The following is a 21116-nucleotide window of genomic DNA, read 5'->3' as shown; positions in this document are numbered from 1 at the left end:
CTGGTGAAACGAGCCTTTTGTTATCTATCTCCTAAATCCGCCTTCTGAATGAATGACCTGTCCCGTGATCCAATCGGCCTGATCGCTTACGAGGAAGCGGATCGTCTTTGCCACATCGCGAGGCTCTCCCACCCTGCCAAAAGGGAACAAGGGCTGTAGCTCCCTTTTGATGGATTCGGTCATCCAACCCGTGTCTGTCGGTCCAGGATTTATAGCATTAACGGTTATGCCCAAGGGAGCCAATTCTGCAGATAGAGTCAGGGTTAGCGCATCGACAGCCCCTTTGGTAGTGGCATAGGCCAACTCTCCTGGCATCGGGCCCTGTGACTGACCGGATGTAAGATTGACGATTCTCCCTCCAGCCTGCTTATCAAACACTCTAGCAAATTGAATGCTTAATAGTGTGGTGGCACGGATATTGATTAAATAATGCTTATCAAGCTCTTCAGCAGTCAGGTCCGAGAAGTCGTTATTGGTCGAATAGGCGGCATTGTTTATGAGGATATCAGGCTTCCCCAACTCCTTTTGCACCGCTTCCATCAGCAGTTCTGCCGAATCACTTCGGGACAAGTCCAATTCCAGGCTCGCGGCTTTCACGCCCTTGGTTTCGAGTTCGTTTTTCAGCAGGACAGGCTCATTGCTTTCCGAATCCCACGGCATTGCCCTGTCGTAATCCATCCAGTATGTAAAAAAAATGTGATGGCCGGCATCCGCCAATTCACGGCATATGGCTGCTCCTATCCCTTTCAATCGGCTGGCACCGGTAATTACAGCTATTTTCTCCACCAACATCCCTCCCTTTCCAATAGATTAGCATAATTCCACTTCCAGACACAGAAAAAAAGCAGCGAATCATTTCGCTGCTTTAGACTGTAGACAAACTCGAGGTCATTCGAGGTTGTCTACAGTTTTTTTATGTACCTGTATGATGAAGCCCGTTGATTTCCGTTCCAGGCACTGCGCTTTCCGCGGGCGGTCCGGGAGCCTCCTCGACGCTGCGCGTCTGCGGGGTCTCCCTTGTCCCTTCCTCCCGCAGGAGTCTCCGTGCCTTCCACTCCAATCAACTGAGTTTTTTAAACTTTTTGTGGAACGATAACCACGTGTTTTTTAAGCCTGTCCCAGCGATAGCTATCTTAAGTAAAGGAGCCAAGAGATCTAAACGACGATAAAGTCCTACTAAATCTAAATAAGGGATTCGTAATGTGACCATTCCGAATCCCTTTTGTCTATACACACTGAAGCAACAATCGCGGGGCGGTGCATAATCCGCTTGGGTCGCTGAGCCTAGTGCGGAAATCAACAGCGGTGTTTATAGAGTAAATAAAATAGAATAATAGCCATTACTTTTTAGGTGCTTCTAAACGTTTTTCCAACTGATCGATCCGTTCGAGCAGCTTTTCATTCTGTGACTCCAATTCGCGCGTTGCCTGCTTGGAGGAGAAGTAAGGGTCTGTCTCCCACCAGTCCATGCCGATTTCTTTTGCTTTATCGACAGATGCAACAAGCAGACGGATTTTGATGGTGAGCAGTTCAACATCCGCAAGGCCTATCTTGATATCCCCTGCAATGACGACACCTTTGTCTAATATTTTTTCCAATACTTCCACTAGGTTACTAGATTGACCTGGGGTTTGCATGGACATAATTAACAGCTCCTTAATCGCTCAGAAGATTACAACAGGTTCCCTAAAGGACCTAAGTCAATATTCAAATCTTCATCATCTAAGTCGAAAATCTCTTTCAAATCTTCCATTTTCAATTCCAGATTCATTAATGCGGTACCGAGCTTTTCAATCTCCTCGTCTGTCAGATTGCCTCTCTCCACACGTCTTAACGCATGCCTTTCAATCAGCTGTCTTAACAGCTCAATCACTGTCAGTACCAATTGGGAAAGCCCTTGTTCCACATTATCCGGATCTAGCTGAATTCTACCGTTTTTTTGTGGCTGGTGTTCCATTCTTCTTCCTCCTCATCTATTACTTTCCGCTCGTTGGTCTGCATGAGTTTATCCACGGAGGTAATGAGCAGACGCAAATCCAAATAAATCAAATCAATATCTGCGATGGAGATGATCAGCTCACCTCTAAGGGCAACCCCTTTATCGAGGATGACATCCAGTATATCGAGTAAGGAAACATCTTGATTCGGATCTACTCCATTAGGTGCTGGCATTGTGAACCCTTCCTTCTATAGATTGGCAAAGTAATAACAAGGCCATGGTCCTGTATATTCCATCGTAAAACCTGTTTCGGCATGTGACTCTTTCATGCGCTGAAGTTCCTGGATGAATTCCTCACGCTTTTCTTTTGGAATCAGATACACACCATTCCAGTTCATATCCTGTTTTCTGCCTGTCATCTCCTGGCTCCAATTTTTCTTTACCGCTGAATCGGAACAATGATGCCCAAGCTGCTCATGGATGATATCACAGCTTTTCCTCTTCGCCTCTGTTGTCTCTTGATCGATCAGGTTCTTCAGCTTTTTCTTTTCAAAAAATTGCCTGCCAGGGCTTAAAGCGGCTATTTCTTCTTCCCTCTCTTTTATGGCTGGAGAATGATTCATGATCTCCTCTTTGATTTTCTCATCCTCACAATAGATTTTTAGATTCCATTCTTCTTTGTGGGCAAGCTCTGCAAAAAGACTTTTGATTTTTTCCTCTTGCTGTTCGATGGTCAGAGCCAGATTTTCTTCACTCTTATAGATCGTACAAAACTTAAGAGGAACAAGTGTGTATGATTCATGGAGAGTGGCCAATGTTTCATGGTGATGATAAGCTTTCGTTTTCAGCCACTCCATATCGTTCATTTTCTCCTCGATTGCTGCCTCCGAGTATTCCTCGGCGTCCAGTCTGCACATGACAGCCAACACCTCTCCAAGCTGCCTTGTATAGATTTCATGTTTATCATCAATTCCGATAATCGCATCTAATGGTCTATCTTCGACTTCTTTAGCCGGGATTAATCCGTATAAGTAAAATAGCTGTTCTGTACTGATAGCTTCCATTACTTATATACCTCCATCTCTTTTCTTCATATCATCAAACATTCGTTGCTCACGAAGCTTTGCTATCTCATATCGTTCTAGCAATACTTCTTCCTGTTCTGCATGTTCCTCTTCTGTGATCTCATCCATTTCTGCCATCATCTCAAGCTGTACGAGCTTTTGCTGGATCGTATCGAGATCATACATCTCTTTGTCCACTTCTTCCTGTATTTTTTCACCGAGCTTAACAATCGCGCCCATCGGTCCGGTCAACAACTTATGGATCATTAAGCATTCTTCGCCTTCAGCTTAATATCAATGAAGTTGTAAGCCGGCCAAGGACCTGTGTATTTGAATTCCACTTTATCGGACCATTTTTCATATAGCTCATTAACAAGCTCGTCAAATTGTGCTTCATCATCACGGTCGATCAAAAAGGAAGCATTGATCAGCATCTTCCCGCCAATCGTTTCATTCTGCTTGGCAGAAACTGCTTTTTCCGCAAGTGGCAGGAAGATTTCCTTCATACATGCCTGCATTTTTTCCTTCATGAAACGCTGTGCCATATCACCCAGCTCGATGCGTTCATAATAGGAGGCAGCTTCCGATTTCCCTTTTATCTTCTCTTTCAGCTTGATTGCCTTCTGATTTTTATTGATTTCGCTTTTCAGCCATTCATCTTTCCCCATGATCTTTAGGCCGACTTCAATCTTATTTTCGATTTTGGCGAAAATCTCAACAAATTCGTCGTGTAATGATTTCATTAAAAATTGGACGTCCGCCTCTGATTCAAATACATTCCCAAAACTCATGGGGATGACAGAGGATATTTCCATCATGGAAGAGACCACAGATTGGTGGGTGAGCAGATTGTCTTTTTTCGGGTGATAGATTTTAATTGGGGCGCTTGCAACTACCATGGAGAATTCTTTATAGTCGATCAATTGCAAGGGAGTGGACTTTCCTTCGAGTTCCACATTTCCTAGCGTTAATTCCGTATCCTGTTTTGGAATTGCACAAAATGTATAATAACCTTGTTTACTTTCCATTGTTATTCCCTCCAAATGCTTTCTTGAACTCTTGTGTGATAAGAGATAAGCTTCTTGATTTCTTTTCATACTGCATGCCCTTATGAACGGTATGCAATAATATATCTACGCATAGCTGCTTGAATTCCTCATCCTCGGCACTGATGTTCATTTCTTTATCTTTAGATACCGTCGCAATCATCAGCGCGGCACGTATTCCTGGTCCTTGCTTACTTTTTGATAAGCATTTTTCACGCAGATTGGATACAAATCCCGCAATCATTTCAGCCTGCTCCTCTGCTATCTCCGCCTTCTGACTAAGGATGGCAGATTCAGCTTCAGGATCCATATAATCAAGCTCCATCGTGATCATCCGGTCAAGCAGCGCATCCTGTGTTTCATGAACCCCTGCATATTCAGATGGATTACTTGTAAATATGATGGAAAAATCCTCATGGACAGGTATCCATTTTTCTTTATGCTTAGATCCATACAAAGGGAGTACTCCCTCTTCGATTACCGATAAAAACAGATTGTTCGTTTCAGGCTTTGACCTGGTGAACTCATCGTATATCAGGGTATAACCATTTTTCACTGCCTCGAGCAGCAGGCCTTCCTGCCAATTCTCACGCATGCTTTCCTCTTTTTTCATTACGGAACGGACGTAATTATCAACTAGAAGTTTCTTTGTATATCCGTTGAAGTCCCCCAACAAATCTGCATTGGTCATTTCCTCATGCCCTTGTAAAACCACTATGGGCCTTGAGAGCTTCCGCGCGGCATGAAGTGCGATGGAGGTCTTCCCTACTCCTGTTGGTCCTGTAAAATGCACAGGGAAACCGTTTTTTAGATAATCTACAGTTCTGGATGTGATTTCATCCACTGTGGAATGTGTGACAATCTCCTGCTCCAATTGTTTATTCATCTTTCCAACCTCCACGACATTTCAGCGACTTTTACTCTTGATATAAATCCAGGGAACTTCTTGCCCGCAGGCTTCTGCGATCATAAGATTCCACTTCCATCTCTGTATTTAATCTTGCATGATAGACGCCAACCATCTGATCTTTGGCATATGCCTTCATATATTCCTTCTCTTCAATCACCTCTACAATGACGTCCCAACCTTGGTCTGTCGGTTGAACGGACGTAATTTTATATGGAGGCTTCACAAATTCGCAAAAGAACTCCGTTACTTCGTTTAATACCTTTTTCATACTCATCCTAATCACCCACCAATTCATTGAAATGGAACAAAGGCACATATCGTATGTGCCTTGTCCCCTGCCTATTCTATTATCAAATTTACGCTTTTTGTCTTTCGTTTACTTGTTCGGATAATTTGAATTCATCATCCATCAGGTCATCTCGTAACAGTCCGACCGCTTCAGCGTAACGCAACCAAGTGTCCACACTCGCAATAACGACGCGTGCTTCAACTGTCACAAGCTCGATACCCACTAATGAAACGCGGGCATACACATCGATGACGACCCCTTTATCTAGAATTCTATCGATTACTTCTGCTAAACTTGATCCATCTGTACTCTTTTGAATAGCTGCCAATTTACTTCACTCCTTTAGTATCACTTGCATGCGGGATTTCCACATTGCTTTTTACTGCATTCATTCCCTTTATTTCCGTTGCTTTATTTGTTTGTGTATAGGACTTTATATCACTGGAGTGCTTCCGGTTTCCTGTGTCTCCTTGCAAAGCCTCTCCAGCTTCTTTCACTTTTTGCAGTTTGTCTTTGACCTTTAATAGAGATTCCTGTATTTTCACTTTCATTTCGTCCGCTTTATTGTGGACGTTATCAGCTAGATCACTTCTGGACTCTTCCAACGATTCGGATGCAGCTGTGATTTTCCCCTGCATCTTTTCTTTCGTCTTCTTTTTCTTATAGTCGATATATTGCTCTGTCGCTTCTCTCTTTACCTTCTTAATCAGCCTTTTCTTCAGTTGCTTCATGTTCTTGGTTCCCTTTGTCTCTTCGAAAAAATTTCATCACCTTATTTCGAGAGTCCGACTTCAACAAGAATGCGGAACTTGCGGCTAGACTGCCAATTACAGCACCCTTCACCCATTTATTTCCCTTAAGTTGTAATGCGCTACCTTTAACATCCATGAATCTTCCACTCCTTTATTCGATAAAATTTATTCTGTTTCTCGTTATATTCACGGTTTGGCGGATAGTTAAACAAAATAGAGGGAAAAGGGGTAAGATTCCCTATCTTTTTAGTAATAGCTACCTCTATAGGAATAATTTCTAGTGCATTCAATGTTTATGGCACTTTAAAGGAAGGGTAAGAAATAAATAATTCATTCTTTATAACTTAATATTGAAGGCTTTAAAAAAAATAAGTGAATGCTAGCAGTTGATTGGAGCAATAGGCGAAGACTCCTGTGGGAGGTAGCGGTAGGCTGGAGACACCACAGGGCGAAGCCCGAGGAGGCTCCAGCACCGCCCCTTGGGTTGCTTCGCCTAGTGCGGAAATCAACGGCGGTGCTATACATGGCCATATAGAAAAGAAATGGACAGGAGGAAGGCAAATGAAGAAAGCAGTGCTTTTCAATGGAATTCTTATCAGTAGTCTGGTAGGAGCACTCATAACAAAATTACGTACTGACAATAAAGCTCAAGCAGCTGTAAAAATAAAAGGTAACCAGAATTCACGTGGTGAACTCATCTACCATGTTCCGGAAGGACAATTCTATGAAGTTACAAAAGCTATTGAATGGTTTGATTCAGAGGAAGCCGCCGTTGCAGCAGGGTATCGTAAATCAGCTAGATAACTAGTCACTAAAAAACGGGCAGGAAAACGATATGTTTTCCTGCCCGTTTATTAAATGACGAAATTTGCGCTCCCTTCTTTGTCAACCTAATCAAAAATCATGTTGACAGACAAGAGTCTGATAGATTATCATTTTTATTGTTAACTACATCAGACAAAGGGGTTTACATTATGAAGCGTAGAATGAAGACATTGGATATTACATATGCAGCAATGTTTGTTGCACTGATGGCAATTGGGGCCAACATTACTTCCTGGGCACCATTTTTGGAAGTGGCAGGCATTCCATTGTCCATGCAGCCATTTTTCTGTATACTTGCCGGGATTCTACTGGGATCACGTCTTGGCGCAATAAGCATGTTTGTTTATTTATTGGTAGGAATTGCAGGAGCACCTGTTTTCGCACAGTTTGGATCTGGGATGGGTGCTGTACTTGGCGGCTCAGGCGGCTTCATTCTTTCTTATATCGTAACAGCTTTTGTGGTTGGTCTTATTGTGGAAAGAAACGAAAAACCGGGTCTTGCCACTTTTATGACTGCATCATTCGTTGGAATCATCCTTATATATGTAATTGGCACAACCTATATGTGGTTCATCGTAAACAATGTGGCGGAAGGAAGTATGAGCTACAAAGCTGCATGGGGAATCATGGCTTGGTTCTCCGTAAAAGATTTTGTGTTTACACTTATCTGCGCAATGATTGCACCGAGACTGTACCATGTATTGAATAAAACTACGAACATCTCCAACACACGGAGAGTTGCTTAAATAATAGGAAAAGACCTGCTACCGATATTACAGTAGCAGGGCTTTTCCTATTACGGCTCCGTTAAACACCGCTGTTGATTTCCGCACTAGGCGCAGCGACCCAAGGGGCGTTCGTGGAGCCTCCTCGGCTTCGCCTGTGGGGTCTCCACTTAACGCCGCTTCCCGCAGGACAAGGAAGGCTGCGGCAGCGATACATCGCACGAAGAAAATGCTCGCATTTTCGAGGAGTCTTCGCCTATTGCTCCAATCAACAGTTAGTATACACACAAAACTACACTTTTGTTTAACAAAAACCTCATGTAAAAGGTTTACACCATGAGAAATAAAAATATAGTGAGGACGTTATGCGTCACCTGCCTCCCCTGTTGATTGGAGTGCAAGGTGTGAGACTCCTGCGGGAGATAGCGGTAGACTTGAGACCCCGCAGGCAAGGCCGAGGAGGCTCAAGCACCGCCCCGCGATCGCTGCCACCTGGAACGGAAATCAACAGGGAGTTAAACAGAACACATACTTATTTTCAGGGTAGCCTACATTATAAAACCATTGCAGCAATGCATCCAAAGATAATCAGTGGAATATTGTAGTGGATGAATGTCGGCACACAAGTATCCCAGATATGGTTGTGCTGTCCGTCTGCGTTCAGACCTGAAGTCGGCCCCAGCGTACTGTCGGAAGCGGGCGAACCTGCATCCCCAAGCGCTGCTGCTGTCCCGACTATAGCGATGGTCGCCATCTGGCTGAATCCAAGCTCCATGCAAAGAGGAACAAAGATGGCAGCAATAATCGGAATCGTGGAGAAAGAAGATCCAATTCCCATTGTAATCAGCAAGCCGACCAGCAGCATAGCGAACGCTGCTAAAAGCTGGTTCGTTCCTATCCATGATGCAGAAGTCTCCACCAATGATTCAATGTGGCCTGTCTCCCTTAGCACACTTGCGAATCCGGATGCAGCAATCATGACAAATCCGATGAATGCCATCATGCGCATACCTGAAGTCAAAATAACATCTGTTTCATTAAATTTCATAGCACCACCAGCATAAAGGATGATGATACCTACGAGAGATCCATAGATCATCCCTTGAACCCCAACTACTTCCGTCAAATACAGCTGTGAAGCAAGTGAAAGAAGTACGGCAACGATCGCAACAGTAAGTGATTTTTTTGTATAACTCTCTGTTTGTTGCCCTGCAATTTCTTCCTGTAAATAGTTTCTTTCTTTTCTATAACTGAAGAAAATGGCAACCAACAAGCCGGCTACCATTCCTGATGTCGGAATAAGCATCGCCATCGGGATATCAGAAAGGCTGATATTCATTCCGCTTTCTGCCATATTGGTTTTCAGGATATCATGGAAAATCCCTCCGAACCCTACAGGCAATAGAATATAAGGTGCCGTTAAACCGAAAGTGATAATGGTCGCAGTCAAACGGCGATCAATTTTCAATTCATTTAATACTTTCAACAATGGCGGTATTAGGATAGGAATAAAGGCAATGTGAACAGGTATCACGTTTTGGGACATGATCGAAACGGCAAGAATAGTCATGAGGATCAGTACCTTTGATAGAGCCTTTTTTCGAGAATCCCCCTTCGATCCGACCAGCTTCAATGCACCTTCTACCAGTGCATCCGGCAAGCCTGTCTTGGACAAGGCAACCGCAAAAGCTCCAAGCAACGCATAGCTTAAAGCGACTGCGGCATTACCACCAAGTCCATCGGTAAACGTGTTGATCGTCGTTTCAAGGCCCAAACCTCCAACAAGACCTCCGATCAGCGCACCAGTGACCAGCGCCAATACCACATTTATTCTAAGTAAACTTAATACGAGCATAACTAAAACTGCTATGAGGACTGCATTCATGAGTGTTACTTCCTTTCTTTTCAGTAAGTACGATTTATATTTATACTTTACTATATTAAACTATTAGAGAGTTAGAGCAAAAAAGCATAAAACTAAATTATCATGATTGCTAAAGTGTGTCAACAAAAAATGATAGAAAAGTAGGAGGGTGGGAGAATCAGGTTTTGCGAACAAAAAAACACACCTTCCGTTAAGAAGGTGTGTCGTACTATTATTTCTCTTCCGTCTCACCAAAACGCAGCACAAAGGTTACCAGGGTTCTCACCATGACACCCGTTCCGCCTGCTGGACCTAAATCGTGATTCGATTTGGTTGTAGCTGTTCCAGCGATATCCAAGTGTACCCAAGGCGTCTCTTCCGCAAATTCGCCGATAAAGGCAGCTGCGAAGATGGCATGTCCGTCGCGACCAGGAGAGTTATTTAAATCTGCCACTTTACTGTTGCGAACTCTTTCCTTCGCGTGCTCGAAAATCGGAAGGCGCCACATTTCCTCTCCCGCTTCATAGGAAGCCTCGAGAATCTGTTCGAATAGATCCTCATTATTTGTTAATGCACCGGTAGTGTGGTTTCCTAACGCAATGATTACACCGCCTGTCAGCGTAGCAACATCTACAAGATAGTTAGCTCCGTGGTGCTTGGCATATGTAATTGCATCAGCCAATACTAGACGGCCTTCTGCATCCGTGTTCAGTACCTCGATTGTTTTACCGCTCATCGACGTAATAACGTCGTCCGGCTTAAAGGCGTTTCCACTGATCATATTATCGGTAGACGCGATAACTGCGAGTACATTCTGTTCCGGTTTCAGCTCCCCGATAACTTCCATGGCACCCAGAACAGACGCTGCACCACCCATATCGGATTTCATGCCGACAATGCCGTCCTTTGGCTTGATGGAATAACCGCCAGTATCAAAAGTGATACCTTTCCCTACAAGACCGATCACGTCCGTCCATTCATCTTTGCCCTGGTACTTCATGACAATCATTTTTGGAGGTTCTACTGAGCCCTTGTTTACAGCAAGCAACGCGCCCATTCCGAGCTTTTCCATATCTTCTTTTTCCAGGATCTCCAGTTCAAATCCGTATTTCTTTGATAGTTCGGATGCATAATTTGCCATATCCGTCGCTGTGAGCATGTTTCCTGGTAGGTTGACCAGCGTACGTGCCGAGTTGGTTCCTGTTCCGAACTGGTATCCGACCTTCAAGCTCGCCTTGATCTCCTCGCTATCGGAATCGGTAATAACCATGACATTCGCTAGCTTTACCTCTGGCTCATTGGATTTCTTTTTATATCCGTCATACATATAGGTAGCCATCGGAATGGCTTCCCCTAAAGCATGGGCTGCATCCAAAGCATCCATTTTATCTGTTAGAAACGTATCCAAAGCGACCGTAACGCTCGTATACTTCGACTCTTGAACCGTTTTTGCCACTCTGCCGAAAACCTTTCTAAGCTCTTCAAAATTCATTTTCTCTTCTCTGCCTAAACCTACAACAAAAATCCTTTTAAAAGATGTTTTTCCAAACGTATGTATTTTAGCTATTTTGTTTTTCTTGGAGGAAATGTCGCCTTCCTTCAATAGATCGGTAATCTGGCCGTCAAGCTGAGCATCCAATTCTCCGAGCAGACCTTCCACCTTTTTATTTTTTTCTGAAAGCCCTACAATGATTGCCGTTTGCTGCTCTGTAAAATCCGTATGATTTTGTACTGTAAACATCCTCTGGCACCTCCCACATATTTGTCTCTATTATATCGAAAAAGAAGAAATATTTCGAGTTTCTAATCATCTTCCAAAAAAAGCACAAGAGAAGGAAGCTCCGGCAGATTGGAAACCTCCTCAAATGGCACCCTATCAATGTCTTGAGGAAAAGTAGCCAAACAATTAACAATGAACACGTTGACCTTTTCCAGATCCACCCCCCAAAACTTCGGACGATACTTCTGGATATACACCAGACCTGCGTGCATCATCAGACGCGCACCTTTCACATTACCGTATTCATAATGGTAAATGGCCACCGTCATTTGCAGCAAACCCTTTAGAAAGTAATTCTCCTTATCCGTCATCCAGATTTCCTCTAACAAATCATGACATGTATAATAATCCCCTTCGTTAAAAGAAATGAAAAATTCGTAGTATTCTTCCGGGTACATGACCATGGCATAATCCCCTCTTCAAAAATTCTCTTATTATTATCTTAACAAAAGGTATAAAATAATTCATAATTATTAGAAAGACCCTTCATTCTTTAAAAAGGAATTTCTTACTAAAGAAATGTGCTACAACAAATGAGAAAGGGTATAGTAAGGAAGAATCCACCTGTAAATAGTATATTTATCATTTCATCATAGAAAGGCGTTGGGAGAGGCATGGAACTATTCGAAAATTTTCCGTTATGGGCTGCACTCGCAGCAATCTTTTTTGCACAGTTCGTAAAGGTACCCATTCAATTTATTGCTACGAGAAGTATTGACTGGTCCCTCATAACAAGCACCGGCGGTATGCCAAGTTCCCACTCTGCTGCAGTAACTGCTTTGGCAACCGGGGTGGGACTTGAGGTTGGACTTTCTTCTCCCGTTTTTGCTGTGGCAACCGTTTTTGCCATCATTGTCATGTTTGATGCTACAGGGGTAAGAAGGCATGCCGGGGAACAGGCAATCGTGTTGAATAAATTGGTCGGAGATTTTAACCGGTTTGTAGAAGAAACAAAAAAGTGGCCGAAAATGAACGAACAGGAGAAAGTCAAAGACCTGAAAGAGCTTCTGGGACACAAGCCCATTGAAGTTTTCTTTGGGGGACTGACAGGAATATTACTTACGCTAGTGCTTCATTATTTTACAGAGATCTGGTAGGTGATAGAATGCGACTCGTTTCTTTATGTCCTAGTAATACAGAATTACTTTATTACCTAAATCTGATTGATGATTTGGTAGGGGTGGATGATTTCTCTGACTGGCCACAAGAAGTCACCAATCTTCCTAAGCTGGGGCCTGACCTTCAAATTGATATGGATAAAGTGGAAGCACTGAAGCCCGATCTTGTTCTCGCGAGCCTTAGTGTACCTGGTATGGAACGTAATATTGAATCACTTCAGAAAAGAAACATTCCACATATTGTATTGAATCCACAAACTTTAAAGGATATTCAAAACGACTTATTGCATGTCGGGGAGCTGACTGATAGAAAAGAGCTTGCCAGACAAGTATCGGAGTCCATGTGCGCATTAATAAAATCATACAAAGAGATGGCAACAACCGTCAAAATAAAACCCAAGGTATATTGGGAGTGGTGGCCAAAGCCGGTATTTACTCCAGGATCGGTAAACTGGCTGACGGAGATCAGTGAACTGGCAGGCAGCAGCAATATGTATGTTGACCAGGAAGTGGCTAGCTATCAGACTGATTGGGAGGATGTCAGAAAGAGGAATCCCGATGTCATTTGCATGATTTGGGTCGGTGTGAAGGAATCCAAAATGAACCCTGACCATGTTCGTAGAAGGCCTGGATGGACAGAAACTAATGCAGTGAAGCAGGATAACATTTTTGTGCTGGAAGAACGTCTATTCTGCCGGCCCTCCCCAAGGCTGCTGGAAGGACTCCAAAAACTTGCCAAGCTTTTGCATCCCGATATATTTTCCACAGATAAAAAATGGTCGAACTATCTTTTATGATAGTATCGACCATTTTATCAGCTATTCAGCTTGTCCACATTATCTTTCACTGTCCCCTATAAACTTCTGACGAAACACCTGCATCGTTTCTTCTTCATTCAATAAGGTCAGCTCTTCTTCCGTTATTTTTCCGTCACCTTTTTTGACCACATAGACGTCAAGGGTTCTTTTGCCCCATTCGGAAAATACGTCCTCGACTGTCTCATAATATAGGTCAATCTTTTTCCCTTTGATGGCACTGCCTGTATCGGCCACCACTCCATATCCGTATTCCGGAATAAAAAGAATGGTCCCGATTGGAAATACACTTATGTCTGCTGCAATTGTAGAATATAGATCTCTTCGGACTTTAAGTCCTGAATATGTAATTCCATACCCTGGATGATCGGGGTTTTTCCCAGTAGACTCTATGCCTGCTGTATAACCGGTTGCAGATACCGTCTGCTTTTCGTATCCACTCCAATCCATATCCTCAAGCCTTTTGGAAGACTCCACCGCCTCTTCGGAAGAAACAAGTGTTGGAGTAGCAAAAGCAATCTTTAAACTCTTCCAATCCAATCCGATTTTTTTAAAAAAGCTTTTATGTTCATGTTCGCCTGTTTCTTTCGTTGTATAAATTTCATTTTCTTTTAGCCAATTCTGTATGGTCGATGCTTCCACACCAGATAAAGATTGGAAGGTTACAAATAGCGCCAGAGTAAACAAAATAGCTGTAACCATCCTTCGGCATATCGTCTTCGCCGTTTTCATGTGATACAATCACTCCTCTCACAAAGTATTTCTTCCCTCTTTCACCAAGAAATATTCCATTTTTGTGAGATTTGTCTAGTAAACACGTTATTTTTTCCATTAAATGTTAACAATCTATTAAATTTTTCCCATAAAAAAGAACCGTTTTGCAATAAGAAACAGCGGAGTTCAAAATGCCGATAAATAGCCTCCAATTGCTATATGATGATTCTTATGTGGTGAAAAACTGACCATTTTACCAGCGTATTGCAGCAAATTTCATCCGTCCACCCGATTTTTCACCACGGAGCTTAGACTAGTTTTAGGGATTCGCCCGTTCCTTGGGGGTTTTCGCCCGAATCGTTGGATTTTCGCCCGTAAAATTTTATTTACGCCCGAATTAGAAAATTTGCGCCCGAACTTACCTCTTTTTCGCCCGAACTCCAAATTTATACAACTTCTGCTCGCCTGAATCGAAGCAAGGTTCGCAAACCAACAGCGATGTTTTAAGAGCAAAAGAAAAAGAACCGACTTTTTTGTCGATTCTTTCCTTTAAAACATCTGATAACCACTTTTTCTAAGCATTTTTATGACAATACCGGATAGGATGGCTCCCAGGAAACCACTGATCAGGATTGAGATATCTGCCATCTGCAAGGAGGCAATCCCTGTCCCGACCGTGGAGAATGCTTCTCCAGTATTTCTGAAAAAGTCTATCAGATTCAAGTCATCCTGCACGATGATCCATATACAAACCACTGGATAGATGATTGCCATAATCCAGGACATACGCAATAACATATTTAGAAGGAATCCAATTCCAAAAAATAACACAAAAAATAGTACGATCGAAATAAGCAATATAGGTATATTCATACCGCGCACCTCCAATACACATCTTTTCTTAGTGTACTGAATGGCTTGATACGAGTCAATTATATTTGAAAACCAAATGAAAAAACACTATCACATTTGTCGGTATTTTGTCCGAAACCATGTGATAGTGCCATTTATCTTATTTTCTGCCGCTTCCACCGCAGCAATTGCAGGTCTCAGATCCGCCTAACAACAATTGAAAATATCCTTTGCCTGAACAGTAAACACAGTCCTTTTTCTCTGTTTGCAGTTGATTTTTCATTCCATATCCCTCCAAATGATGTTTTCTCTAAAAACAGAAATTTAATTTAATTTTCTGATAATATATCATCATTTATATATTCTGCAAAGGGACGAAAATAGCGAAAAATCTTAATGTAAGCGATAACATCAAGTGGAATCTACCTCAATCTCTCTTTTTCTTAAATTTTCGGAATCTTTAGAAAAATAATTTATAGGAACTGTACCCAAAGATATCCCCGGATTCATGGGATCCGTTCCTTTAAGTATCGAGAGATTCTCTTGATTGATGCAATAATGGATGAGCAAGGAGGTGTCGGGATCTTCCTCTAACGCCTCTTTTGTCATAAATGCGGCATCAGACAGCTCACTTTGCTGGTACAGCACCGCTTCGTCTAGTGGCCTACAGAGAAAAATCAGCATATTATCACTGATTTCTTCTTTTATGACACCCGATCGCACACCAATCAGGCCCTCTACCATAACCGTCACTCCTGTTTCTTCTAAGATCTCTCTTTTCACCGCTTCATCCACTGTTTCATTCTGTTCTACAAAGCCAGCCGGAAAGGACCATTTACCTTTAAGTCCCCCATACTTCTTCTTCACCACGAGCCATTTTCCGTCCTCTGACCTCACTACACCGGCTACAGCCAACCAAACATTTCCTCTTTTTGACATGATAGCAACCCCTTAGTCTCTCTTCTATCTATATGTTATCAGTAATTCACCATAAGAAAAAGCCGCCCATAAAAAGGACGGCTTGATATAAAAATTATAATACGTTAAATTTACCCTTTTTCATTACAAGTCCAGCTCCACCGATCATGTAAAGAGCACGGTTATCAACCATCTTCTTCATGAAGGATGCTTTTGAACCCATGATTTTGCGTCCGAATACTACACCGATCGCATCATCTTCACCTAGTGAACATACTGTTCCTTTTAAGTCAGGAGTGAATGTTTGCAATTCGCCTTGACCGCGAACCAGAACAGCCAGGTTTTTAGCACATACTTCCCCTTGCTGCATCGCAATTTGTGCAGTAGGCGGGTATGGACGGTTGATTTCTTCGTTGATAATCAAAGAGCAGTCTCCAACGATGAATACATCATCATGACCTGGTGCTCTTAGGTAAGGATCTACTTTCACACGTCCGCGCATGTTTTCAAACCCGGAATCTTCCACCAAGTGGTTTCCACGAACACCAGCAGCCCATACAACAGTGCCAGCTTTGATTTCTTCCACTTGCTCATCCTTCGCAACGATAATGCCTTCTTCTGTTGCTTCTTTGATTGCAGTACCTATTTTGAACTCCACGCCCTTGCGCTCTAATGTACCCACTGCATATTCAACAAGCTCAGGGTCGAAACCAGGAAGAACCGTCGGTGCAGCCTCTACACATACAATACGCACTTTTTCTTTTGGTACATCAAACTCGCTGCAAAGCTCAGGAACACGGTTTACCAATTCACCAAGGAATTCAATACCAGTGAACCCAGCTCCACCTACAACAATCGTTAAACGATCATCACGGCGATTAGCTTCTGTGTTGTAAGTCGCAAATTGATACTCAATATGCTCTCTGATTTTTCGTGCAACATTGAGGTTAGCAATCGAGAATGCATGCTCTTTCAAGCCTTTGATACCAAATGTTTCCGCTTCATAACCCAAGCCGACAACAAGGAAGTCATAAGAGATTTCTCCACCTTTAGTCAATGCAACGGTTTTTGCTTCTTTATTGATTCCCGTAACTGTGTCATGCAAGAAATGTACCTTGCTCTTATCAATTACTTCCGACACCTTGTAGCGCGTGCGATCTGCAGGCAAAGTTCCCGCAGAAGCTTCATGCAGCCATGTAGACTCATAATGGTAATCATTTTTATTAACAAGAGTGATATCCGCTTCGTTTACTCCGATCATCTTTTGAAGACGTACAGCCGTCATCAATCCACCATAACCTGCACCTAAAATTACTATACTTGGCTTTTTCAATCGAATCACATCCACCTTTAAAATATTTTTGATTAAGTATAAAAGTAAAAAATAAAGACGCTAGACAAATTCCACTAAACCTATTCTTACAATCCCCTTAAAGGAAAGTTTTTAAAGATAAATAGGAGAAAAATGTTTGTGAAACACTTCACGAATAAGAACGGCATAAAAGTGCTTAATTTGTCACAGAACTATAATTGCCTACATAACATCATATTCTTTTTCTTGACTTTTTTCAAGACTAAAAGATTGTTTTGAAACCTTTAGAAAATTTAGATAAAAAACTGGCTGAGAACCCCGTTCCATCCTTTATTATTACTATTTTACTGCTATTTAGATGAAGCGTGACAGCATTCGCCCTAATGAAAAAAAGATATTATTCTGAATTTATGCTATGATAGGGTAAGGAAGTTATATCAATGTTTAGGGGGATAGACAGAGATGAACGAAGAACAAAAAGTATATGACATCACCATTATTGGTGGAGGGCCAACAGGCTTGTTCACTGCTTTCTACGGGGGAATGAGACAGGCAAGTGTTAAAATCATCGAAAGTCTGCCACAATTGGGCGGTCAATTATCTGCTTTATATCCGGAAAAGTACATATATGATATTGCAGGCTTTCCGAAAATTCGTGCGCAAGAGCTGATCAACAACCTGAAAGAGCAGATGTCCAAGTTTGAGCCAACGGTTGCATTGGAACAGTCTGTACAAACGTTGGAAAAAATGGGAGATGGGACATTCAAAATCTCCACTGATAAAGAAACCCACTATTCCAAGGCTATCATCATCACAGCAGGAAACGGCGCTTTCCAGCCTAGACGTCTTGAACTGGAAAATGCGATGGAATACGAAAACAAAAACATCCATTACTTTGTTGATGATATGAACAAGTTCGCTGGTAAAAAGGTCGTCGTCTTCGGTGGAGGAGACTCAGCAGTGGACTGGGCGCTTATGCTTGAGCCAATCGCTGAAAAAGTGACCCTGATCCACCGCCGCGACAAGTTCCGTGCGCATGAGCATAGTGTGGAACTCTTGATGAACTCTAAGGTGGAAATTAAAACGCCTTACGTACCAGTTGAACTTAACGGCGACGAAAATGCCATTAATCAAGTGGTACTTGAAAAAGTGAAATCGGAAGAAAGAGAAGTACTTGATGTAGATGACGTAATCGTTAACTACGGCTTCGTGTCCTCTTTGGGTCCGATCAAAGACTGGGGCCTTGAAATCGAGAAAAACTCCATTGTGGTCAATTCCAAAATGGAAACGAATATCCAAGGAATCTATGCTGCCGGTGATATTTGTACGTACGATGGCAAGGTGAAGCTTATTGCCTGCGGATTCGGGGAAGCACCGACTGCGGTGAATAACGCTAAATCCTATATAGATCCTAAGGCTAAAGTACAACCGCTTCATAGTACGAGCTTGTTTTAATTACGTGTTGAAGACCAATCCTTTTTGGGATTGGTCTTTTTTGTGCGATCGAGGTACTATTTTGTGCGGGATGGAGCGGGGGACACGCGGCGAAAATTGATGTTCCTTGTCTTATTTTGCGTTTTGTGCATAAATGTATAGTTTTTGTGCATAAATTCTTTTTTTTACACGTATTTTCAAAATTTCTCTACGACCCCCTAATTCCTTTGGACACATTTGTACTGAAAACAGTACACTAGAGACATAAAATCACAGGAATTAGGGAGGGGGAATTTCAATGCCAAAGAAAAAGATTGAAGCCTTGGAGGAAGTCAAAAGAAACTATGTCCGAATGGCTTTAGAAAGTGGTAATTACTCGTCCATCGCCCGTCATGCAGGAATTTCTCGGACTACCCTTACGAAGTGGATCAAAGAGTATGAGGATGAGGTAAGGGAACAAATGGAGGATCCAACATCAGCTATTGTTTCTACTGAACCCACAAAAGAAGAGCTGAAGGCTAAATACGAACAGGCCATGAAACTCCTAGGTGAAAAAGAGCTGGAAGTTGCCATGCTTAGAAACATATTAAAAAAAACCCAGTACCGGCCCTGACGGTCTTGGAAGAGGTTCGACTATGGGCAAAGGAGGGGTTTCACATCACTAAACTTTCTGAGGTAACGGGGGTTAACCGATCCCTATATTACTACCATAATGGCATGGAAGAAGCTGCGGTAGCTAAGGAAAAAAGAGGACGCCCGATTCCAGGTTACTCTAAAACAAATAGAGGAGAAATCATTCCGGATGAGCAGATAGAAGAATTTCTAATGGAGGCCATCGAAGGGGACGGCGAAACATATGGTGTAAAAAATCTAACTCAATTTCTAAAAGATCACCACGACCTTCAAATTAATCATAAAAAGGTCGCTAGGTTATGCAGGAAATTAGGAATTCTCCTTCCCCAGCGAATGGGTAATCCGAAGTATCCAAAAAGATTTGTCCGCAATCGGCTCGTTACTGCCCCTAATCAACTTTGGCAGCTTGATATAAAATATGGGGCCATTTCAGGAAGCCGAAGGTTTTTCTTTGTCGCATGTGCGATTGATGTTTTTGACCGCGCCATTGTTGGATATTACAGAGGACCCAGATGCACAGCCAAGGATATAACGGGAATGCTTAATGAAGCCATTATTAGACGTGGGTTACAGGCTTTAGAGCAGACGGACGATCATTGTATTGTGATAAGAACAGATAACGGACCTCAATTTGTCAGTAATCTTTTTGGTGAATTTTGCGAGAGAAATAAGGTTTTTCATGAAAGGATTCCTCCCAGATCACCAAATTATAATGCCTATATTGAATCGTTTTTTAGTATTTTAGAGAGAGATTTATTCAGGCGTTATGATTTCGAACTTTTTGATGAGGCTTACTATGAAATTGATGAGTTCATGAAGTTTTATAATCACCGCCGATATCATGGTAGCCTGGGCAGAATGTCTCCCGTAAATTTCTATGAGAAATATAAGGATATTGGCTTCCCCGAAGAAATGGCCTTAAGCCTTTAAGAATGCAGGATTTCTCCTTCTTCACTTACTAATCCGCAAAGGTCAAAAGTGAAGAAGGAAATGAAAAAATGAAAAACTAAGAATCATTTAGCTTCTTGGAGAATTCGTCAGGAATTAGGGGGTCAAACCGATTTTAAGCGTAAACCCTTCAGAATTGAGCGCAAACCAAGATTTTTGTGCATAACACCAAAACATTGAATTTGTATGTCACCAACTGCTAGGAATCACACCAATTTCACCGTTATCTGTAACTTTCATCCTCCTTCTCACGTCAAACTTATTAACTATAACAAGACGAGGTGAAAAACATATGAAAGTGATGAAAATCGGCTTCCTTTTCTTACTGATCAGTCTTTTCTCTCTACCTTTTTCCTCTTCAACCTACGCCTGCTCCTGCTTCCCACCCGGTACTCCGTTAGCGGAATTGGAAAAATCGGATGCTGTCTTCTCCGGAAAAGTGATGGATGTCAAAACAGATGACAGTACGCTCTCAGCCAAAATCAGTGTAAAAGAATCGTGGAAAGGAATGGACTCCAAAGAGGTAACGGTGAATACTGCCATAGACTCTGCAGGTTGTGGCGTGAATTTTGAAACTGGCAAAGAATATATCGTGTATGCAAGCCTTGAAGAAGGGAAGTATATAACGTCGTTGTGCTCCAGAACAGCAGAATTGGCTTATGCACAAGACGACCTAAAAGAACTTGGGGATGGAACCATCCCTACCAGATCAGGTGATGCAGCAGCCCACTCCCCTTCCACTCAGAATCTTGTCGTGGGAGCATTGGGTGTGGTGCTGGTATTAGGTGGCTGCATCTTTTATAGATGGAAATCAGCAAAACAATAATGAAGAAGAGCACCGCTGCGTGATAGCGGTGCTTTCTCTTTAACAAAAGAGGTTATTAAGCACCGCTGTTGATTTCCGCACTAGGGTTCGCTTTCCGTTATCTCCCGTTGGAGTCTTTGAACTATCGCTCCCTAGATTCTTTAAAATCAACCATATTCTTTGACAGAGGCAAACAAAAAACTATAACGAGTGAATCTCGTAAAGAATCAAGAATCATTCCTATAACATAGTATATGTGTATTTCTTACCCACCCTTCTAACCTGAAATACTCTTTAGCACTTTTTGAAGGTTGGTTGTGAAAGCTTTTCCAGAATTAAATTAACTAATTAAGTATCAAATATATTCATGTAT

28 protein-coding genes are annotated in these 21116 nt (G+C 42.3%); 8 read left to right on the top strand and 20 right to left on the bottom strand.

Annotated features, from left to right (window positions below; all coding sequences use genetic code 11):
* Window positions 1–24: 24 nt before the first annotated feature.
* From ABN702_RS01620 to ABN702_RS01565, 12 genes are all read right to left on the bottom strand, one after another.
* Window positions 25–792: an SDR family oxidoreductase gene (locus tag ABN702_RS01620; protein WP_417899127.1), complete on the bottom strand. Its 768-nt coding sequence runs from the start codon at window positions 790–792 to the stop codon at window positions 25–27.
* A 548-nt stretch (window positions 793–1340) separates the two neighbouring features.
* Window positions 1341–1643, bottom strand: coding sequence for a gas vesicle protein (locus tag ABN702_RS01615; RefSeq protein WP_417899126.1), 303 nt, complete (start codon window positions 1641–1643; stop codon window positions 1341–1343).
* Window positions 1644–1672: 29 nt separating this feature from the next.
* Window positions 1673–1957 (bottom strand): gas vesicle protein K, encoded by a 285-nt coding sequence (locus ABN702_RS01610; protein WP_417899125.1) that lies wholly within the window; start codon window positions 1955–1957, stop codon window positions 1673–1675.
* Window positions 1918–2172, bottom strand: coding sequence for a gas vesicle protein (locus ABN702_RS01605; RefSeq protein WP_417899124.1), 255 nt, complete (start codon window positions 2170–2172; stop codon window positions 1918–1920). The genes ABN702_RS01610 and ABN702_RS01605 overlap by 40 nt, the downstream gene beginning before the upstream one ends.
* A gap of 15 nt (window positions 2173–2187) precedes the next feature.
* Window positions 2188–3003, bottom strand: a complete 816-nt coding sequence (locus ABN702_RS01600; protein WP_417899123.1) for a GvpL/GvpF family gas vesicle protein — start codon at window positions 3001–3003, stop codon at window positions 2188–2190.
* A gap of 3 nt (window positions 3004–3006) precedes the next feature.
* A complete protein-coding gene (locus ABN702_RS01595) occupies window positions 3007–3270 on the bottom strand; it encodes a gas vesicle protein GvpG (protein ID WP_417899122.1) in 264 nt (87 codons plus the stop codon).
* Window positions 3270–4031 (bottom strand): GvpL/GvpF family gas vesicle protein, encoded by a 762-nt coding sequence (locus ABN702_RS01590; RefSeq protein WP_417899121.1) that lies wholly within the window; start codon window positions 4029–4031, stop codon window positions 3270–3272. Before ABN702_RS01590 ends, ABN702_RS01595 begins: the two co-directional genes overlap by 1 nt.
* On the bottom strand, window positions 4021–4935 hold the full coding sequence (gvpN, locus tag ABN702_RS01585; protein WP_417899120.1) for a gas vesicle protein GvpN: 915 nt from the start codon (window positions 4933–4935) through the stop codon (window positions 4021–4023). Before gvpN ends, ABN702_RS01590 begins: the two co-directional genes overlap by 11 nt.
* Before the next feature lie 31 nt (window positions 4936–4966).
* Window positions 4967–5233, bottom strand: a complete 267-nt coding sequence (gvpO, locus tag ABN702_RS01580) for a gas vesicle protein GvpO (RefSeq protein WP_417899119.1) — start codon at window positions 5231–5233, stop codon at window positions 4967–4969.
* An 82-nt stretch (window positions 5234–5315) separates the two neighbouring features.
* Window positions 5316–5576, bottom strand: coding sequence for a gas vesicle structural protein GvpA (gene gvpA, locus ABN702_RS01575; protein ID WP_204418811.1), 261 nt, complete (start codon window positions 5574–5576; stop codon window positions 5316–5318).
* 1 nt (window position 5577) lies between these two features.
* Entirely contained in the window at window positions 5578–5979 is a 402-nt protein-coding gene (locus ABN702_RS01570; RefSeq protein ID WP_417899118.1) for a hypothetical protein, read from the bottom strand.
* Entirely contained in the window at window positions 5951–6136 is a 186-nt protein-coding gene (locus ABN702_RS01565; RefSeq protein WP_386641206.1) for a hypothetical protein, read from the bottom strand. Before ABN702_RS01565 ends, ABN702_RS01570 begins: the two co-directional genes overlap by 29 nt.
* A 425-nt stretch (window positions 6137–6561) precedes the next feature.
* Here ABN702_RS01565 and ABN702_RS01560 point away from each other — a divergent pair, with 425 nt between their 5' ends.
* Entirely contained in the window at window positions 6562–6804 is a 243-nt protein-coding gene (locus ABN702_RS01560) for a hypothetical protein (protein ID WP_386641203.1), read from the top strand.
* Window positions 6805–6974: 170 nt separating this feature from the next.
* On the top strand, window positions 6975–7571 hold the full coding sequence (locus ABN702_RS01555) for a biotin transporter BioY (protein WP_417899117.1): 597 nt from the start codon (window positions 6975–6977) through the stop codon (window positions 7569–7571).
* A gap of 532 nt (window positions 7572–8103) precedes the next feature.
* Here ABN702_RS01555 and ABN702_RS01550 read toward each other — a convergent pair.
* The 3 genes from ABN702_RS01550 to ABN702_RS01540 form a co-directional block, all read right to left on the bottom strand.
* On the bottom strand, window positions 8104–9435 hold the full coding sequence (locus tag ABN702_RS01550; RefSeq protein WP_417899116.1) for a Na+/H+ antiporter family protein: 1332 nt from the start codon (window positions 9433–9435) through the stop codon (window positions 8104–8106).
* 211 nt (window positions 9436–9646) lie between these two features.
* Complete coding sequence (locus ABN702_RS01545) at window positions 9647–11155, bottom strand: leucyl aminopeptidase (RefSeq protein WP_417899115.1); 1509 nt, start codon at window positions 11153–11155, stop codon at window positions 9647–9649.
* 62 nt (window positions 11156–11217) lie between these two features.
* Window positions 11218–11598 carry a DUF309 domain-containing protein gene (locus ABN702_RS01540; RefSeq protein ID WP_417899114.1) on the bottom strand — a complete coding sequence of 127 codons (381 nt, stop codon included), beginning with the start codon at window positions 11596–11598 and terminating at the stop codon, window positions 11218–11220.
* A 210-nt stretch (window positions 11599–11808) separates the two neighbouring features.
* Here ABN702_RS01540 and ABN702_RS01535 point away from each other — a divergent pair, with 210 nt between their 5' ends.
* Together ABN702_RS01535 and ABN702_RS01530 are read left to right on the top strand one after the other, a co-directional pair.
* Window positions 11809–12291, top strand: a complete 483-nt coding sequence (locus ABN702_RS01535; protein ID WP_417899113.1) for a divergent PAP2 family protein — start codon at window positions 11809–11811, stop codon at window positions 12289–12291.
* Window positions 12292–12299: 8 nt separating this feature from the next.
* Window positions 12300–13109, top strand: a complete 810-nt coding sequence (locus tag ABN702_RS01530; protein ID WP_417899112.1) for a cobalamin-binding protein — start codon at window positions 12300–12302, stop codon at window positions 13107–13109.
* 39 nt (window positions 13110–13148) lie between these two features.
* On the opposite strand, the gene ABN702_RS01525 is transcribed toward ABN702_RS01530, so the two are convergent.
* The 5 genes from ABN702_RS01525 to ABN702_RS01505 form a co-directional block, all read right to left on the bottom strand.
* On the bottom strand, window positions 13149–13859 hold the full coding sequence (locus ABN702_RS01525) for a 3D domain-containing protein (RefSeq protein ID WP_417899111.1): 711 nt from the start codon (window positions 13857–13859) through the stop codon (window positions 13149–13151).
* 531 nt (window positions 13860–14390) lie between these two features.
* A complete protein-coding gene (locus tag ABN702_RS01520; RefSeq protein ID WP_417899110.1) occupies window positions 14391–14714 on the bottom strand; it encodes a YuiB family protein in 324 nt (107 codons plus the stop codon).
* Between the two features lie 139 nt (window positions 14715–14853).
* Window positions 14854–14976 (bottom strand): YuiA family protein, encoded by a 123-nt coding sequence (locus tag ABN702_RS01515; protein ID WP_417899109.1) that lies wholly within the window; start codon window positions 14974–14976, stop codon window positions 14854–14856.
* Between the two features lie 128 nt (window positions 14977–15104).
* Window positions 15105–15632, bottom strand: coding sequence for an NUDIX domain-containing protein (locus tag ABN702_RS01510; RefSeq protein ID WP_417899108.1), 528 nt, complete (start codon window positions 15630–15632; stop codon window positions 15105–15107).
* A gap of 94 nt (window positions 15633–15726) precedes the next feature.
* Entirely contained in the window at window positions 15727–16953 is a 1227-nt protein-coding gene (locus ABN702_RS01505; protein ID WP_417899107.1) for an NAD(P)/FAD-dependent oxidoreductase, read from the bottom strand.
* A gap of 432 nt (window positions 16954–17385) precedes the next feature.
* Here ABN702_RS01505 and ABN702_RS01500 point away from each other — a divergent pair, with 432 nt between their 5' ends.
* The 4 genes from ABN702_RS01500 (at window position 17386) to ABN702_RS01485 (ending at window position 20764) form a co-directional block, all read left to right on the top strand.
* Window positions 17386–18378 carry an NAD(P)/FAD-dependent oxidoreductase gene (locus ABN702_RS01500; RefSeq protein ID WP_417899106.1) on the top strand — a complete coding sequence of 331 codons (993 nt, stop codon included), beginning with the start codon at window positions 17386–17388 and terminating at the stop codon, window positions 18376–18378.
* Between the two features lie 277 nt (window positions 18379–18655).
* Window positions 18656–18970 carry a helix-turn-helix domain-containing protein gene (locus ABN702_RS01495; RefSeq protein ID WP_417897840.1) on the top strand — a complete coding sequence of 105 codons (315 nt, stop codon included), beginning with the start codon at window positions 18656–18658 and terminating at the stop codon, window positions 18968–18970.
* Window positions 18971–18975: 5 nt separating this feature from the next.
* Window positions 18976–19920 carry an IS3 family transposase gene (locus ABN702_RS01490; protein WP_417899105.1) on the top strand — a complete coding sequence of 315 codons (945 nt, stop codon included), beginning with the start codon at window positions 18976–18978 and terminating at the stop codon, window positions 19918–19920.
* Between the two features lie 310 nt (window positions 19921–20230).
* Window positions 20231–20764 carry a hypothetical protein gene (locus ABN702_RS01485; RefSeq protein ID WP_417899104.1) on the top strand — a complete coding sequence of 178 codons (534 nt, stop codon included), beginning with the start codon at window positions 20231–20233 and terminating at the stop codon, window positions 20762–20764.
* Window positions 20765–21116: the final 352 nt, after the last annotated feature.

It is taken from the genome of Bacillus haimaensis, assembly GCF_048270625.1.
Lineage (GTDB): Bacteria > Bacillota > Bacilli > Bacillales > Bacillaceae_I > Sutcliffiella_A > Sutcliffiella_A haimaensis.
Note: the sequence above shows the minus strand (reverse complement) of the source record. Positions and strands in the feature narration are given on the sequence as shown.

Excerpts from the sequence above, each read along its gene's own strand:
- ABN702_RS01620 (WP_417899127.1), bottom strand. The coding sequence starts at position 792 with ATGTTGGTGGAGAAAATAGCTGTAATTACCGGTGCCAGCCGATTGAAA.
- ABN702_RS01615 (WP_417899126.1), bottom strand. The coding sequence starts at position 1,643 with ATGTCCATGCAAACCCCAGGTCAATCTAGTAACCTAGTGGAAGTATTG.
- ABN702_RS01610 (WP_417899125.1), bottom strand. The coding sequence starts at position 1,957 with ATGGAACACCAGCCACAAAAAAACGGTAGAATTCAGCTAGATCCGGAT.
- ABN702_RS01605 (WP_417899124.1), bottom strand. The coding sequence starts at position 2,172 with ATGCCAGCACCTAATGGAGTAGATCCGAATCAAGATGTTTCCTTACTC.
- ABN702_RS01600 (WP_417899123.1), bottom strand. The coding sequence starts at position 3,003 with ATGGAAGCTATCAGTACAGAACAGCTATTTTACTTATACGGATTAATC.
- ABN702_RS01595 (WP_417899122.1), bottom strand. The coding sequence starts at position 3,270 with ATGATCCATAAGTTGTTGACCGGACCGATGGGCGCGATTGTTAAGCTC.
- ABN702_RS01590 (WP_417899121.1), bottom strand. The coding sequence starts at position 4,031 with ATGGAAAGTAAACAAGGTTATTATACATTTTGTGCAATTCCAAAACAG.
- gvpN (WP_417899120.1), bottom strand. The coding sequence starts at position 4,935 with ATGAATAAACAATTGGAGCAGGAGATTGTCACACATTCCACAGTGGAT.
- gvpO (WP_417899119.1), bottom strand. The coding sequence starts at position 5,233 with ATGAGTATGAAAAAGGTATTAAACGAAGTAACGGAGTTCTTTTGCGAA.
- ABN702_RS01570 (WP_417899118.1), bottom strand. The coding sequence starts at position 5,979 with ATGAAGCAACTGAAGAAAAGGCTGATTAAGAAGGTAAAGAGAGAAGCG.
- ABN702_RS01565 (WP_386641206.1), bottom strand. The coding sequence starts at position 6,136 with ATGGATGTTAAAGGTAGCGCATTACAACTTAAGGGAAATAAATGGGTG.
- ABN702_RS01560 (WP_386641203.1), top strand. The coding sequence starts at position 6,562 with ATGAAGAAAGCAGTGCTTTTCAATGGAATTCTTATCAGTAGTCTGGTA.
- ABN702_RS01555 (WP_417899117.1), top strand. The coding sequence starts at position 6,975 with ATGAAGCGTAGAATGAAGACATTGGATATTACATATGCAGCAATGTTT.
- ABN702_RS01550 (WP_417899116.1), bottom strand. The coding sequence starts at position 9,435 with ATGAATGCAGTCCTCATAGCAGTTTTAGTTATGCTCGTATTAAGTTTA.
- ABN702_RS01545 (WP_417899115.1), bottom strand. The coding sequence starts at position 11,155 with ATGTTTACAGTACAAAATCATACGGATTTTACAGAGCAGCAAACGGCA.
- ABN702_RS01540 (WP_417899114.1), bottom strand. The coding sequence starts at position 11,598 with ATGGTCATGTACCCGGAAGAATACTACGAATTTTTCATTTCTTTTAAC.
- ABN702_RS01535 (WP_417899113.1), top strand. The coding sequence starts at position 11,809 with ATGGAACTATTCGAAAATTTTCCGTTATGGGCTGCACTCGCAGCAATC.
- ABN702_RS01530 (WP_417899112.1), top strand. The coding sequence starts at position 12,300 with ATGCGACTCGTTTCTTTATGTCCTAGTAATACAGAATTACTTTATTAC.
- ABN702_RS01525 (WP_417899111.1), bottom strand. The coding sequence starts at position 13,859 with ATGAAAACGGCGAAGACGATATGCCGAAGGATGGTTACAGCTATTTTG.
- ABN702_RS01520 (WP_417899110.1), bottom strand. The coding sequence starts at position 14,714 with ATGAATATACCTATATTGCTTATTTCGATCGTACTATTTTTTGTGTTA.
- ABN702_RS01515 (WP_417899109.1), bottom strand. The coding sequence starts at position 14,976 with ATGAAAAATCAACTGCAAACAGAGAAAAAGGACTGTGTTTACTGTTCA.
- ABN702_RS01510 (WP_417899108.1), bottom strand. The coding sequence starts at position 15,632 with ATGTCAAAAAGAGGAAATGTTTGGTTGGCTGTAGCCGGTGTAGTGAGG.
- ABN702_RS01500 (WP_417899106.1), top strand. The coding sequence starts at position 17,386 with ATGAACGAAGAACAAAAAGTATATGACATCACCATTATTGGTGGAGGG.
- ABN702_RS01495 (WP_417897840.1), top strand. The coding sequence starts at position 18,656 with ATGCCAAAGAAAAAGATTGAAGCCTTGGAGGAAGTCAAAAGAAACTAT.
- ABN702_RS01485 (WP_417899104.1), top strand. The coding sequence starts at position 20,231 with ATGAAAGTGATGAAAATCGGCTTCCTTTTCTTACTGATCAGTCTTTTC.